The 17,193-nt window shown below is 40.7% G+C and carries 1 protein-coding gene; it reads left to right on the plus strand.

What is annotated here, in order from left to right; all coding sequences use genetic code 11:
- Positions 1 to 563 precede the first annotated feature (563 nt).
- A complete protein-coding gene (locus H729_RS01945; protein ID WP_020448319.1) occupies positions 564 to 17,057 on the plus strand; it encodes an InlB B-repeat-containing protein in 16,494 nt (5,497 codons plus the stop codon).
- The last annotated feature ends 136 nt before the right edge of the window (positions 17,058 to 17,193 follow it).

The raw sequence follows: 17,193 nt of genomic DNA on the forward strand, positions 1-17,193 counted from the left end.
AGTATCATCCATCTATGTTTTTATTTAGGTGATATACTGCTTCAGCAGCATTTTCCGGCGTGCAGAAATGACCTCCCATATAGGCGACTATTTATATGTTTTCTCAATTCTTAAAATGAAACTATCCTTTATTTAATATTTAGTGACAGTCTATATATAGGATCGGTCTCCAATCAGCATTTTAGACTAGAAAAGGTAATTGAAGATATTGCGGGTACTCTATCTTCAGATTGCTGTTGCTCTCGCTATCCAGTCTGAGAGTCTGCACAATCTGCTTTAAGCTACCAGCAGAATTGTAGATACCTGAAGATAAGATCAGATGGACATGCAAAACAAGGGGCAGCGATGATAATGACTCCATTGCAAAACACTCGGTTACGCTGTAAAGCAGAACATGCTCACCAGACAACTCGCAAGTCTGGGGGGGGGGGGTATGACGTTGTACGTTGTGCCCAAAGGCTAAGTTTATCCATATCCTCTGACCACAACCTGCGGAATACCCTCAGATTTTTTTCACAAGTACTTTTTAGAGATCATATTGATGTTCATCAGGAGGCTTCTGCATGAAACACGGCAGAAGATTGACGGTTCTCCTGACGTTAGCTGTAGTTTTCATGATGATAATTGTACCAATTTCCTCTTTGTTTGAGGATATTGATCATTCTAAAATTGTCTTGAATGGTGCATCCAATCAGACCGAAGGGGATGCTGTATCGCCTATATCGATGCCCATCATAGATACTAAAAAAATATCGTATGTGGGAGATGGAGTCGAAACAACAGTCAAAACTGCACTGGATACAACGATTGTGCAGATGTTTCCCAGTACGTGTATTCCTCAAGATGGCAAAGTTTTCAACGGCTGGCATGTTTCTGTAATTATTGGTGGTAATCTTGTTAAATTGTATTATCTAGATAGAGATGCTGATGCGAGTCCAAATGAAAGAGGAGCTTATAAAGCGACATCTGATCCAGATGCTTCTAATTTACTTAAGGATAATTCTGGTAATCCCATTCAAGTAGAATACCGGATAATGCCTGGAGACGGCATAGTCTTCAGTGAAGCTGAGACAACACTAAAATATAATTCATTAAATGGTGTTTTGACAATACCATCTTCTGCGACAAGCATCACATTTACTGCGGATTGGGGTACTGCTACAAAAATATCAACCGGTGGTATGGCTGAAGCATATGCACAATTAAATAACTTTGATCCAGCAACTGGTGACGGTACTTTATTTACAAATATTATTGAGATATCAAAATCATTTACATGGAGTACACCAGGATATAATTCTCAAAACAGATCTGCTAAAATCACTAGTGCAAACGAGAATTATGTTTTAACTAATGCAACCACGTTAACCGGTGATACTTATTTTGATAATATTAAATTAAAGGCAGATGATGGTGGAAAATTAACTACCGGTTACCGTTTGATTATGGGTGAGAATGTAGATACAGCCACTAATAATGTATATCCATGGTTCAGTAAAACAAATGAAGCTTATGGTGATCTTAATCTAATAAAATATTTCAACATACTTGCTTCTAATAATTCAATCCCATCACATATAGTTGTATTGGGTGGAACTTATGGTATTATTTCTGGTGCATCTTTAAATGATAAATCGATTCAAGATTCATACATTTCCATAGGTTCGATTGATAATCTTTCCAATATAGACTTGGCAAGTAATAGTGGGCCCAGCATTGCATCTGTGCATGGTGGTGATCATGAACATAATATTGATAACTCTAGTGGTGGAAATTCTCACATCGTCATAAATGATGGTACAATAATGGAAATAATCGGTGGAAGCCGCCATCTGAATGGAAATTCTACTTCAATTGAAATTAATGGCGGTTATGTAAGTTATATCAACGGAGGTTCCAGAGCAGGTAAATCTGTAATAGGCAATGGCCATAATGACGCAGTGCAGATTGCAGTAAATGGCGGCACTGTTGACTACTTATTCAGTGGAGCTAAAGATGGAAATAGTAAAAATTTAGATACGGCTCCTATCTATGGGAATGTAAAAATTCTTGTGTCTGAAGGTAAGATATATGGATTATTTGGCGGCGGTTATGATTTTTTTACAAAGTCCAGCCATCCAGGAGTAATCGGTGAAGTAAAAATTATTGTTTCTGGGGGAGAAATTGGACATAATCCAGAAACTTTCAATGTCTGTTTTAAAGAATATATTGGAAATTTACCAAGTACTGCCAGTAAATCAGATGACTACTACTCTATAGATCCAGGGATATATGGTGGCGGCTATAGGGGATCAGTAGCCGGAACTAAAAACGGCGAATCCTATGAGTCTACTAATATATTCATATACATTGGTGGAAACTCTAGTACTGATCCTAGTATTTATGGTAATGTCTATGGTGGAGGATCAGGCGGGACAGACCAATCAAATGGTGGAGATAGAGAAGATACAACTGGCAGCTCATACATTTATGGTAATACTAATATAATCATAAGCAATTCAAATATTTATGGTAATGTCTATGGTGGTGGAAAAGGACTAGCCAACTCTTCATATATTCGAGGTGTAAATAGTCCAGAAATTATTACGGACACCTCTGAGAAGTATGATGTAGCCACAGTTTTTGGAAATACAATGGTGCAGGTTCAAGACGGTGCAAATATTACTGGTAATGTATATGGTGGTGGTAAGGGAGTCAGTAGATCAGTTTTCATACCAGCTACTGATTCTAATGCGACGATCAGTCCTAGTTTTTATGGTTTTACAGAGACTGAAAAAAAGAGTGCAAAATATCAATGGTATCATTCAGGTGCATCAACGCTTAATTATCAATCGATTGAGAATGAAACCCATTTTGAATATGCAAACACATCATACGATGAGGGATTTTTGAGATTGGAAGTTAACTTAGATGGTGAAGTAATTTACAGTAATCCTGTAAAATGTAATTCTGATTGTAGTGTCTTACTTGGTTCTGGTTTCACTGAAGAAATATGGGATGGTTGGACTAATGAATTAGATAAAATCGCTCAGGTGCAGGGAACTACAACAGTTAATGTTTTAACTGAAAATAATAAATCACTAACAATTAAAGGCAACGTTTACGGCGGAGGCAGTTACAGCGTTGTAAAAGGGGACAGTACTGCAGAGGGCAGTACTGTAGGCAATACAAATGTTACAATTAACGGCGGAACAATCGGCGGCAGGGTCTTTGGAGGCGGAGAAGGATCAGCATCATTTGAATGCGACTGGGCCGGGAATGTTTCTGAAAGTACAAATGTAAATATTTCGAAAGGAATCATCAAAGGCAGTGTTTACGGCGGCGGAAACTACGGGTATGTAGGAACTAAAATTGATACAATCGCTCCTCCAACTACTTCCGATGTACCTTCAGCTGAAACTTCATTTGCAACTAACATTATAATCTCTGGTGGAGATGATACACAAATCGCCGGCAGCGTATATGGTGGAGGCAGAGGCGATGAGAATGACATCAATAGAACAAATCCCACATCTGATGATAGTAAAACAATCTATAACAGCGTTGTCAAAGGAAATGTTTATGGAGATACTAATGTAGAAATCTCTGGAGGTAAAATTGGATATCTTGATAATCCAGCTCTGACAGGTGACTATAACGGATGGTATGACAGCGAGGATGCCGGCAACGTCTTTGGAGGAGGAAAGTTAGGACTTGTTGTAGGGAAAACAAATGTGAAGATCTCTGGTGGAGAAATTCACAGAAATGTTTTCGGAGGAGGAAAAGGTCTCAGCAAGTCTGTATTTATTGAATTGAATTCGAATGGTAATGAAATCAATTCAAGACTTTACAATGTGATTGATTTAGATCATAAGACGGCTCTTGAAGAAAACGGATTGAATTTCAGTGTTGTAAAATCATATGAATGGCAGGAATCAAATAATCCTAATTCTGGATTTGAAAAAATAGAGAATCATACCGAAAATAGCTTAACTTCACCAACTAACTACAAGAATTATATTCGTTTGAAAGTAGTTGTTGGAAACGATACTATCGGTACTGAAGACTTTTACAGCAATGTAATTGATACAAGTGATACTGCTAGCAATCTTACTCCTGAATCCTGGGCCAGATATGACAGGCTGATGATTCAGTTTGGGATAGTTTCTCATGGAACAAACGTGACTGTTTCAGGAGGTGCAATTCACACAAACGTTTACGGAGGCGGAAGTTACGGTGCTGTCGGAATAATCACAGGTGGTACACCTGAAAGTAATAACACTTATAATTTCACTCATCACATTGAAGGAGGAACTTCTAACGTTACTATCACAGGTGGTGAAATCGGTTTAGACTCAATAGGTGTTTATAAGATTCACAAAGATGTCTTGGGAGGCAATGTCTTCGGAGGAGGAATGGGCGAGCCTGATCTGGTGACATCAGGTTCGATAGGTGATTCAACAAAAATTGTAATCAGCGGTGGGAAAATCAATGGAAACGTTTACGGCGGAGGAGAGAACGGTTTCGTTGGAAATGTCGACATTGATGTTTCTAAAGATATGTCTCCTATAGAATACACAGATACTGAAACTTCTACTGGAACTGCAGAAGGCTCTAAAACTACTACCACTACCTGGTGCTATGGTCTGAGTATACGAGATGATGTAGTTACCAATGGCTCTACAACAATCAACATCTCCGGCGGAACAATCGGTTTAACTGATGAGACTCTGAATACTTTATTAGGTACTAATGGTGCAGAGCCAACACTATCAACTCTGAAAGAACTGCATGGAAACGTCTTCGGAGGCGGCAAGGGTGCCAATGCTACTGTGACTAAAGAAACAAACGTTACAGTCTCCAGTGGACTAATTTACGGTAATGTCTACGGAGGAGGAGACTTCGGATGCGTTGGACAGTTCACAGGAGCTCAAGGAGTAACTGCCAGTCTGAAAGATGGCTATACGCACGTTGACATCAAAGGCGGAGAGATGAACGGTGTCTACGGCGGAGGCCGTGGATATACTGAATTTAATGATATTGCTAAAGATAAGCAGGAAGGAACTGCTCTTACTTCAACTCAGCTTTCTAAATTGATCTTCGGATCAGTCGGTGCATCCTATCAAGACCCTGGTAATGCTGAATCCACTAATACTGAAACTGTTGCTTCTGGAAATACTGATTCTGCAAAGTTTAACACTAATGTAACAGTAACTGCCGGAACAATCAACGGTAATGTCTACGGAGGAGGAGAGTTAGGTTTAGTCTCATATCTTGACGTCCATTCAAACTACGGAGGAGGCAGAACTTCAGTAATTATCGGTGACGATACTATCCTTAGTAATGCGCTTACTATCAAAGGCAGCGTATACGGAGGAGGACAGGGAGTTTACACAATCGATTATTCACTGTTCATTCTCGGAGTCGTCAGTAAAGATACATCAGTTGAAGTGAAAAACGGAACAATCGAAGGCAGCATCTACGGCGGAGGAATGTACGGTCTTGTCGGTACATATCATTCAAATGATGACATTAATCCAAGCAACGCTGACAAACTTGTATTTGAAGGAGGACCGACAAAGGTTACTGTCAGCGGCGGTAACATTCATACAAATGTTTACGGCGGAGGACAGGGCGGAATAAACAATCTCTCAGGTGCTGTCGGGAAAACAGAAGTAAACATTTCAGGAGGACATATCGGACCAGACAGCAGCGGTATGAGTCAAGGCAATACACCAGACTTCTCAGGCGCTACTGTCACCCCTGGTGGAACATACCCAATTAATGTTGAAGACAACTCGCTGCCTCCGTCTGATCCTAATCATTATTCATACATATTTGTTAAAAAATCAATTTCATCTGCTGATGGGACTACAGAAGTTGGTACATTAACCGCAAGAGATGCTTCTGGATCGATTCTCACTTTAGTTAATGATTCTATCGAAGTCACTGGACTTGACGGTTGGGAAGAGATATATGATGCTTACCGCATTGTTGGCGGCAACTCTGTTATTGTTGAGTTCACTGCAGAGAATGGATATCATGTCACTGAGTGGCAGATAATCGGTGTTGGTGCAGATAAGGCAGCTCCAACAGAATCCTCACTGAGATTCGATGCACCAGGTAACGGAAACGCAGTTGTCGTTGATGCAACGAGTGTATCTAATGAATACACTGTAGCTGTTAAAATCCCAATTCAGTCTGCAGGACAGGATAAACCCGGATCTATTAAAGTATACTATCTTTCTGATCTTACAACTGCTCTTAAACCAAGTATTACTGACAATTTCCAATACTATACTGTAGCATATGGAGCAGAACTTGCCTTCGAGTTTGTTGATGAAAAAGAAGGCAGTATATTCTATGTAGCTAAGTGGATAGTCTCTCCTGCTTACGATTTATTGCAGGCTGAAAACACTTCAGATATTGCGATGATGACTGTTTCAGGCAACACTGCAGTTTATGCCATTCTCGGACCTGCAAGCGGAAACGTCTACGGAGGAGGAGCATACGCTTTAGTCGGCGATGTCACAATTCTTCTGAAAGGAAACCGTCCTGTAATTGACTCTCCAAACAACACTCAGACTGTAGTCAACATCACAGGCGGTGAAATCGGTTCAAGAAATGCAGGATCTATCTCAACCGGAAACGTTTACGGAGGAGGTTACGGACCGAGAGCACCAGTAGCAGGTTCTACTCACATCGATATCAGCACTTCTACTGTTCAGTCAAAAGACATTACTATCTACGGCAACGTCTACGGCGGAGGAGAAATGGGAGCTGTAGGTGTTCCAGTTCACATCTATTATAATAGTACTCATCCAACAGATGATACTGATAAAAAAAGCTACGGAGACATTATCGATTATGCTGATCACGTTTACGGTGACGGTTACACATACGATAATACTGGTAATCATGGTGAATATGATGCGACAAGCCGCACTGCTAAAATCTCAACAAATATTTCTATTAAACAAGAAGGAAGTCGCACCATAACAATAGGCTCAAAAGATGACGGTAATCACTTAGGCAATATTTTCGGCGGAGGACAGGGAGGAGATCTTCCTCAGAATGTAATTGATGACCTTGCTATATTTGACACGACATTTCCGCCGCTTGAAGGTTATGCAATCTCATACGGTATATCACACATAGATATCTCAGGAATAATAACCTCAGGAGTTACAATTCACGGCAGCGTCTACGGCGGAGGAGAAGGTCTGCTTAAAGGACAGAAATTAGAGCTGAATAAACCGACTTCTTCTAACTCTGAGAATACTGATTCAGAAACAACGTTTGACTCACGTTCTTCAATATCAGAAAAATCAATCATCGCCAGTGTCAGATACGGACAGGTTCTCGGAGATGTTGTAGGAACTTTATCTAAAAACACTGAGGGAAACGATCAGATCACAACAGAAGGCAATGCAGCATATGTGACGATCGGAAAAGACGTAACAGTAACAGATTCTGTCTTCGGCGGAGGAAAGCTGGCAATTCTCGGCGGATTTGAATATATTGAGAATGGAAATGAAATCACAGGAAAATTCACAGGAAAAGCAACAGTCGTGCACATCTCTGGAAATGTTAACGGAAACGTCTTCGGAGGAGGAGAAGGACATGCGAGCGGAGCTGTCTCAGGTTCAGTGAAAGATACTTTAGTGATTATTGACGGCAGTGCGGAAATCGGAGGCAACTTGGAAGTAGTCAGTCCTATCGGGCTCCCGATCTCCAGCGGAAACGTTTACGGAGGAGGAAGTCTGAGCATCACAGGAAACTTTGAATTCAAGAACCTCTGGGATATGTATCGTCCTGAGGATGTCGATCCAGTTACAGGGAATTACAACACTTCCCGTACAGATGTAATAATCACAGGCGGAACAATCAAAGGCAGTGTTTACGGCGGAGGATTCTCCCCGATCGCTACCATCGCAGGTTCCACTCATGTATGGATAGGAGATTATTCAGCAGGAATAGGCACTGGCGGCATTCCTGCAATCATAGAGAAAACAGTCCCTGATAGCATTGCGGATGATAATCTCATAATCAATGGCAGCGTCTACGGCGGAGGGGAAATGGGCTCTGTCGGTACGACAACACTTCTAAACGGTACAGATGAGAATGGGCAGCTGCTTGAAGACTCAGTAGGTCATGTTTCTGCGAATGTCTCAGTATCTTACAAGAGCAATACTATCACGATTGAAGGAGATATCTTCGGCGGAGGCAAAGGTGTCTTAAACGTACAGGTTACGATCGAGCTCCACAAAGGTGACGGCAGTGGCACTCTGATCAAACGGTCTGTTTTAGGACAGGCAATGGTCAGAGGCTACACGACAGTAACTATCGAGGGAAATGCCTCAAATTATTCTGACGTGTTTATCAAAGAAAGCGTCTTCGGAGGAGGCAAAGGAGTGCAGAACGATGCTTATGCTCTGCACTATGCAAAAGTCTACGGATACACTGTCGTAAATGTTTCATCAGCAACAATCAATGGCAGCGTCTACGGCGGAGGAGAGTTAGGAATCATCGGTCAGTTCATTGATAAAGATGTAATCAGTGCTGGTGAATCTACAGAAGTCGGACTTGTTATAGATGGAACATACTATCCTAAAGCAGTCATCAAATATGTTGAACCAAAAAACGGCCGCTATAATATCTATGCAAATCAGAGTGCTGTAGACAACAATGCAGATCCCCTCAAATCTAATATATTAATCATCAGCAGAGAATACTGCAGCGATGATCTTACTTCTGCAACTGATGGTACTCATAGCTATGGTGCCAACGCTTACTACGGACGTGGAACTGCAGCAGTTACTGTTAAAGATTCAAAAATAAGCGGATCAGTCTACGGCGGAGGCAAAGGATTAGAAATCAACGTTTTGTCGGGAGCAGTAGGCAGAGGAACAGTAGTTACAATTGAAGACACTTCTGATAATAATTCAAGAACAGATATCGAAGGATCAGTCTACGGCGGAGGGGAGTTAGGAATCGTAGGATCGATTATAACACTCATCGTTGGAGAAGGCACATCTCCTATGGTCAAAGTGACAAATACCTCTCATATCAGCAACATAAATGATTATACGAGTTATGATAAAGGAGGCGTCAAAGACCTTGACAAATTCAATGATATTGACACAGTCGTCAATATCAGAGGCGGATTGATTCACGGCAGCGTCTTCGGAGCAGGCAAGGGAGAAGAATGCAATTATGAATTCAGCAGAGGATCGTCAGGAGGAGACAAAGCAATTGCATATTACAAGCTCTCAGTCTTCGGCAGGACAGAAGTAAACATTTCAAATGGAATCATTTACAAACATGTTTATGGAGGCAGTGAGAACGGAGAAGTCGGCAGCCTGACAATTCTCAAAGAAATACGTAAGTTCACTACAAACTACTGGGCCTATGCCAGCACGATTTCAGGTAAGATAGAAAACGGTGCTCCCAGTGACATTCCTGAAGATGTCAGAGACAATGGATATGGTGACGGCAAGACAGCAGACTTATCAAAATTCAGCTCTGCATTCGTCAACATCGTCGGCGGAACAATTCACGGTAATGTCTTCGGAGGAGGATATTTCGGAGCAATTCACGGCAACACTCACGTGCATATCGGCTGGAATGCGATGATGCCTGATACGATTGATAATAAGGAAGTCAAAGGTGACTGTCATTACTACAATGATTATGATAGCGACTCAGGGTCAGGTGACATCAAATACGGTAATCGTCCTCTGCCGTTCGTTGAACGTAACCCAGATGGAACTGTAAAGTATAAGGATCCAACAACCTCGACAAGTCCAAAAGATGCTGTTTCTTTAGAGAAAGACAAAACAGTTCATGATCTCCTCATCAACGGTACTGTTTATGCAGGAGGAGACAGAGGCGATCCTAGTGCTACTACTGTCAGTTATGACTATATCAGCGTTTACGGCACATCACATATTATTCTCAACGGTACAGGCTACAATACAGGTAGCAATCAGCCAGTTGATGAAAATGGAACAGTAATGCATGCAATGTATCTGCAGGGCAGCATCTTCGGTTCAGGTAATTCCTGCACTACTTTTTACTCTGACAAAGGTAATTCGCGTTTCATTACAATTACTAATTATAATGCAGTCAACGAATTGGATAATTACATCATATATTCGATTCAAAGAGCAACAGAAGTCACATTAATTAATTCAAGACTCAGGCTGCCAGGCAGGTCTGACGGTTCCAACTTAGACAAGACTGCATTGTACTCTCTGAATCACGTAGCAAATCTTACATTGCAGAGCGGCAGCGAGATCATCTTAGACTCAGTCGTGCAGGATCTGAGAAGCATTTACAGTAAAGACGGTACAGGTGCTGATACATCCTCAGGCAGCGCACTGAACACAATCAAGCTTAACAACGGTATGACATTAACAATCAAAACAGAAAAGAATGCAGAGACTGTCGCCTCGCCAGAGAATATCTTAAGCAATAACTCAGAAGAACTCTGGCCTGACAAAAAATTCGGAAAGGTTACCGGATACTTCTTCCTTGATCTGAGTGACGCTTCATACTATACATCATACGTGTACGGACATCAAACCTCTGCAGGAGGCTTCGTATATGGAAACACCTTCGGAAGTCTCAGAAATACTGAGATCACCTATGAGGATTTCACAGATAAAGACAACCTTATAAACAGCTATAGGGTATGGCATCCTGTAGGAGGAGGCCATCTTTCAGCTTCTTCAACAATTGTAGCCGATAAGAAGGGTAATTCTCAAGGGGGAGTATACATGAACACTGGTAAAGTGGTCATGCCTATGACTGAACAAGGTGCCAAGTATACTCTCATAGGCTACAATATTTATCCGGCGCAGTCTGCAGGCCTTAGTGATCCCAATCCAAGTCTGTACCTGCTAGGCGAAACTGATTCATTTGGTAACTTAGATGTTAATAAATCTTTTAAAATAAAAGCTTCACTTGGAGAAGGTTTCGAGGATAACGAGAATTCAGAGATATGGCTCACGAGCGGAGAGAAATCCTCAATTAGCGATATGGAATTCGAAGCTCTTGGAGGAACGACCCTTCCAGAAATCAATGTAGAATTATATTCTAACGGGGTAACGCAGACAACTACAGCGGGTTATGTAGTGCTGCTAATTCAGGAGTCAGTTCCAGTTCTTGGTGCAGATGGCAAACCTGTGCTTGACGATGATAATAATAAACAATACAAACCGGGAAACGAAATATCAGCAATTATAAACATCGAGACTCAGGCAGACGGATTCGGTGCTACAATAGACAATAAGAATTATACAAACAACATGAATCTCTACGCCACAAGAGAAGGTATGGATGACTGGAACCTCTCGATTTCAAATAATAATGAAGACAAATATAGATTTAAATTAACAAGTGTAAGCGGTGATAAACATCTCTTAACTAACTCAGATCCTGCTTCCAAAGACAAATACAAAATTGTTATGGGTTATAAAATTAACAATGATTATTCTCAGGGCTGGGATGGTTTCTCGTTTAATGATATCATACTCACAAGCGATACTAATAACATCATGCTGGGAGAGACAGACGGCAGATTCAACACCTCATTTAAGTTCACAATTTACAACCTGGTAAGCGAAGGTGTGATGGATGGATATGCAACTGGAACTATAATTCTGAAGATTTCATATGAGAAAATATCTGCTTCAAGCAAAGCTGATGAACATCCACTATTGGCTGCCGGTACAGATGTAGCTGCTGATACGGGAACGATTGAAATTATAATTAATTTAGGAGAAAAGAAAGATTGGTACAATGTTGATTTCGTTCCAGCACCGAGTGAAAGCGATGCAGGTGTAGGAGCGATAATGACTCAGCAAATTTCATATGGAGGAGTAGCAAAAGAGCCTACGACTCCCACACGGTTAGATGGGAAATATACCTTCAGCGGTTGGTATCGCGAATATAATTCTGATACAGGTTACTCTAACTATTACTCATTTAGTAAAGATGAAGCGAAGGATAAAATCACAGGAGATACAACTCTTTATGGTAAATGGGTTTCTAATGTAACTTTCGATAATAATTATGACGGTTCTCCATCTGCTATAGTAATCAGCCTAGATAGCAAAAGCGGTGCACTTGGAGAAAAGATGTCGTTTGTGCAAGATCCCGTCCGTTCAGGGTATCTATTCAAGGGATGGTATACTGAACAGTATAAGGATTCTGATGAAGCCGATTCTACTAAACTCTTTAATCAAGATACCCCGATTGATAAGAACACAATAGTTTATGCTAAATGGGATAAGCTAACTTATAATATTAAATTTGATAAAAATGTTCCAGATGGTGCAATTGATCCAGGAGATATAGGCCTGCCCCAAACCATACCTGTGGCGGGAGATCCGGTCAATCTCGACAAACCCAGTACTATCGAATTAAAGATAAAAGATTCTACCGATGTGTACACGTTTGTCGGATGGGGCACATCACCTAATGCTCTTACTGGATACACTGGTTCTATAGCTCTATCTAATTTAATCACAGATGATAATACAAAAGATAATGGTGATGGTACTGCAACCATAACGCTTTATGCTGTCTGGCAGAAATCTACGATGCATACGATAACAGTCACCACTGATCCTATCACTGCTGGAAAATATGTTAATTTTGAGTATTATTGTGGAGATATAGATCCAGTAGAGGGTACACCATGGGATAAAATCACTAATGGAGCATTTTCAGTTTCAGATAGCTCAACTGTTTATCTCAGGTATTCTGTAACTGTTCCTGGATATTCAGGTGATGGTGCATATAGTTTAGAAAAATGGTCATATGATGGTGCTGAAAGCAAGGAAGATATACTCACAATTGAAAATGTAACTGGTGATAAGTCAGTGACATTAAGCCTCACGGGCAAGTCTATACTTGTAAATTTAGTGCTTGATGGAGGAACACTTGAGAGTGGTGACGGAACAAATTCAATAAATGTAACATTCGGAGAAAAATATGCAGGCTTAAGCGATCCTACTAAACTCGGATATATTTTCGCAGGATGGTCTACTCGGCTAATTAATGGATCCCCAGTAACTTCTGACACAGACGTGACGGATCCAACCTCCCCGCAAACCCTTTATGCTCTGTGGACTCCCGCACAATATAACATCATATATCATGGAAACGGCGGCAATTATGACGGTAAAGATTGGTATTATCAGACTTTCACATACGGTGAGTCTAATTCTACGGTAACACTAACGTCCAAGTTTACTAACACTGATATGATACAAACCGGTTGGTCGTTGACTGCTGATGGTAGTAAAACATACGATCTTTCAGAAAATATAAAAATAACATCAGACCTGCTCAGCAACTCATCATCCTCTTCACCTGGTGATGGAGCGACTACAATACCTAATGTAGTTTTAGAATTATATGCTGTCTGGGTAAGCCCTACTCTAACGATCACATTTAGTGATGGTGGTAGTGGTGTATTAACTAATGATGGTGTAACATTTGATGGAGATGACTGGTTAAAAAGGATTGGATTAGCATCAGGCGGTAATATCAAAATACTGATAAGCGCTGCTAGCGGAGGAACTGATATTGATATACCCAACGATGCAATTCTCAAATGGACGCTTAGTGGTAAGACCGATGCAGTGTCAGAAATGAGAGATGCAGCAACATACCATCTTACACTTTCATTTACTAGTGATGATGGTATATTCTACACTGGCGAGGCAAACTTCATAGTCTCTCCTTATACAGGTAAAATTAATATCACAATCGGTTCATCATTTGAATATGATGGTAATAATCCCATCACATCGGCTTTAGCAAGTGCTATTGCAAAACTTACGAGTGGGTATACCTTAACATCTAACGATCTTTTAGATTTTGAAACTACTTATTACAAATCAGGCTCTACTGAATCAATCACTGCTCCAGTCACTGTAGGAGGCTACAGTTTTACCTTGACTGCTAAGGCTGATTCCAAGAATTATTATAATTCTAGTGAAACGAAAGGAGCAGAGGGTAGCACATCATATGAAATCACTCCAAAATCGTTAGAAATTACAATCGGCGGATCCGTTCAATATAATGGTAACGTTGAATTCAACTACTTCTCAACCAATCCCTCAAACAATATTATCATTACTCCTGATAGTTCTAGCCTCTGTGGAGGTGATATTATTACAGAAGTTGTAATAAAAACATCATCTACACATGTAGGGATATATACAAAAAATGGAACAGAAAACACTCTGAACTATGCCAGTATTGAGATAAAAAGAGGAACCGACGATAGAAAGAATTGCTATAATGTATCTCTGAGCAGTAACAGTAAACTGACAATCAATAGCGTCATCACTCTGAGTCAGCCAGACGGCGATATTTTATTCAAATATTCTATAGATGGCGGGAATGAAAAAGAATATACTGATCCGTTTGAGCTTTCTCCAACCGAAACTGTTGTAATAACTGCAACCGGAAGTAAAGTAGGACACCACATCGTGTTCAGTACAACTCCTACAGATGCCGGCACTCTTGGGGATGGAAACTACACAATATCTGGAAGAGACTTAACCACAAGTGTAACTGTCACTGCTTCGTGGGAAAAGGACATTTACACAGTAGTCTACAATCTGAACGGTGCTTCAGGAACTATTTCTAACGGTAAAGTCTCAATCGGTGAAGCTATTCCTATTGCATCTCCAGACGGTATTACAAACACAGGATACAATTTCAAAGGCTGGGCATTCACAAGCACAGGCAGTGCAGACGATGTACTTGCTTCAGGTACAAATCTCACAGCACAAAATATCACAGACTACATCAATAGCGGAACAATCACTCTCTATGCAATCTGGGAAAAGGACATTTACACAGTAGTCTACAATCTGAACGGTGCTTCAGGAACTATTTCTAACGGTAAAGTCTCAATCGGTGAAGCTATTCCTATTGCATCTCCAGACGGTATTACAAACACAGGATACAATTTCAAAGGCTGGGCATTCACAAGCACAGGCAGTGCAGACGATGTACTTGCTTCAGGTACAAATCTCACAGCACAAAATATCACAGACTACATCAATAGCGGAACAATCACTCTCTATGCAATCTGGGAAAAGGACATTTACACAGTAGTCTACAATCTGAACGGTGCTTCAGGAACTATTTCTAACGGTAAAGTCTCAATCGGTGAAGCTATTCCTATTGCATCTCCAGACGGTATTACAAACACAGGATACAATTTCAAAGGCTGGGCATTCACAAGCACAGGCAGTGCAGACGATGTACTTGCTTCAGGTACAAATCTCACAGCACAAAATATCACAGACTACATCAATAGCGGAACAATCACTCTCTATGCAATCTGGGAAAAGGACATTTACACAGTAGTCTACAATCTGAACGGTGCTTCAGGAACTATTTCTAACGGTAAAGTCTCAATCGGTGAAGCTATTCCTATTGCATCTCCAGACGGTATTACAAACACAGGATACAATTTCAAAGGCTGGGCATTCACAAGCACAGGCAGTGCAGACGATGTACTTGCTTCAGGTACAAATCTCACAGCACAAAATATCACAGACTACATCAATAGCGGAACAATCACTCTCTATGCAATCTGGGAAAAGGACATTTACACAGTAGTCTACAATCTGAACGGTGCTTCAGGAACTATTTCTAACGGTAAAGTCTCAATCGGTGAAGCTATTCCTATTGCATCTCCAGACGGTATTACAAACACAGGATACAATTTCAAAGGCTGGGCATTCACAAGCACAGGCAGTGCAGACGATGTACTTGCTTCAGGTACAAATCTCACAGCACAAAATATCACAGACTACATCAATAGCGGAACAATCACTCTCTATGCAATCTGGGAAAAGGACGATGAGCCTGTAAAGTACACCGTAACATTTGACAGCAACGGCGGCAGTTTTGTACCTAAAATCGAAGATGTAGCAAAAGACAGCAAGATTACAAAACCAGTAGACCCAACAAGATCAGGTTACACATTCAAAGGCTGGTACACAGAAAATGGAATAGAATGGGACTTCGATAAAGACGTAGTCACAGCAGACATAACCTTATACGCCAAGTGGGAAACAAAGGACCCTGACAGACCTACTTACTTCAAAGTAGAATACAATGCAAACGGAGGAGAAGGGGAAGTTCCGAAGTCGGAACTTCACTTCTCAGGCGAATTTGTAACTGTCAAATCGTCAGAGCTGTCAAAGAATGGATACATCTTCAAGGGATGGTGCGACTCATTCACTCAGCAGACATACTTGCCTGATGAAGAATTCAGAATGCCTAACAGAAATGTCTGTCTGACAGCAGTATGGGAAGAAAGCAGTCCTCCTACTCCTGGAAAAGAAGTCACAGTCACATTCGTAGTAGACAACGCTTTCTACGGAGAATCAAAGACTCATATCAACACAGCATTAGGAGAATCAATGCAGCCTGATCCTGTCAAAGAGGGATATGACTTCGCAGGATGGTATACAGAAGACGATCAGGTCTTCACAGCAGATTCAATAGTAAGCAGTAACATGACAGTCTATGCAGACTTCAAATTAAACAAGGACTACGTCATAGTTACTTTCGTTATAGATAACGAAATTTACTTGGAGAAAGTCTGCAGGAAAGACAACATTCAGGAACCTAATATCCCTTACAGATTAGGAAAGGAACTGAATGCATGGTATTCAGACAAAGAGTTACAGAACAAATTCAGTTTTGATTCAGTAGTATCAGAGGATCACATAACACTCTATGCTGAATGGAAACAAGACGAGAATGTAATGATCTGGTTTATTTTCATACTCTTCGCAGCATTCATGGCAGCAGTGATAGCATCAGCAAAGAGAGTGTCATTCTTCATCAATGAGAATGACGAAGAGAAGTATGCATCAGTAATCATGTTCGGAAAGGGAACTCTGGGAGACAGACTTCCTCAGATTCCTGACAGTCAAAACTTCTCAGGCTGGTACTCAGAATCAGGAGAACTGATAACAGAAGAATCAGAGATCACTCAGAGCATGAAAGTCTATGCTCACTGGAATGAGTGATCTCAAACCTCTTTCTTATTATCTTTATTATATATGCAGATAAAACTCTTCAGAAGAATAGAATAAAACAATAGACGGGATTATTTTTACCTCAATTTTCTGCTGATTTTATAACGAGGCTCTATGGTAACATTCA

This window comes from Candidatus Methanomassiliicoccus intestinalis Issoire-Mx1 (assembly GCF_000404225.1).
GTDB lineage: Archaea > Thermoplasmatota > Thermoplasmata > Methanomassiliicoccales > Methanomassiliicoccaceae > Methanomassiliicoccus_A > Methanomassiliicoccus_A intestinalis.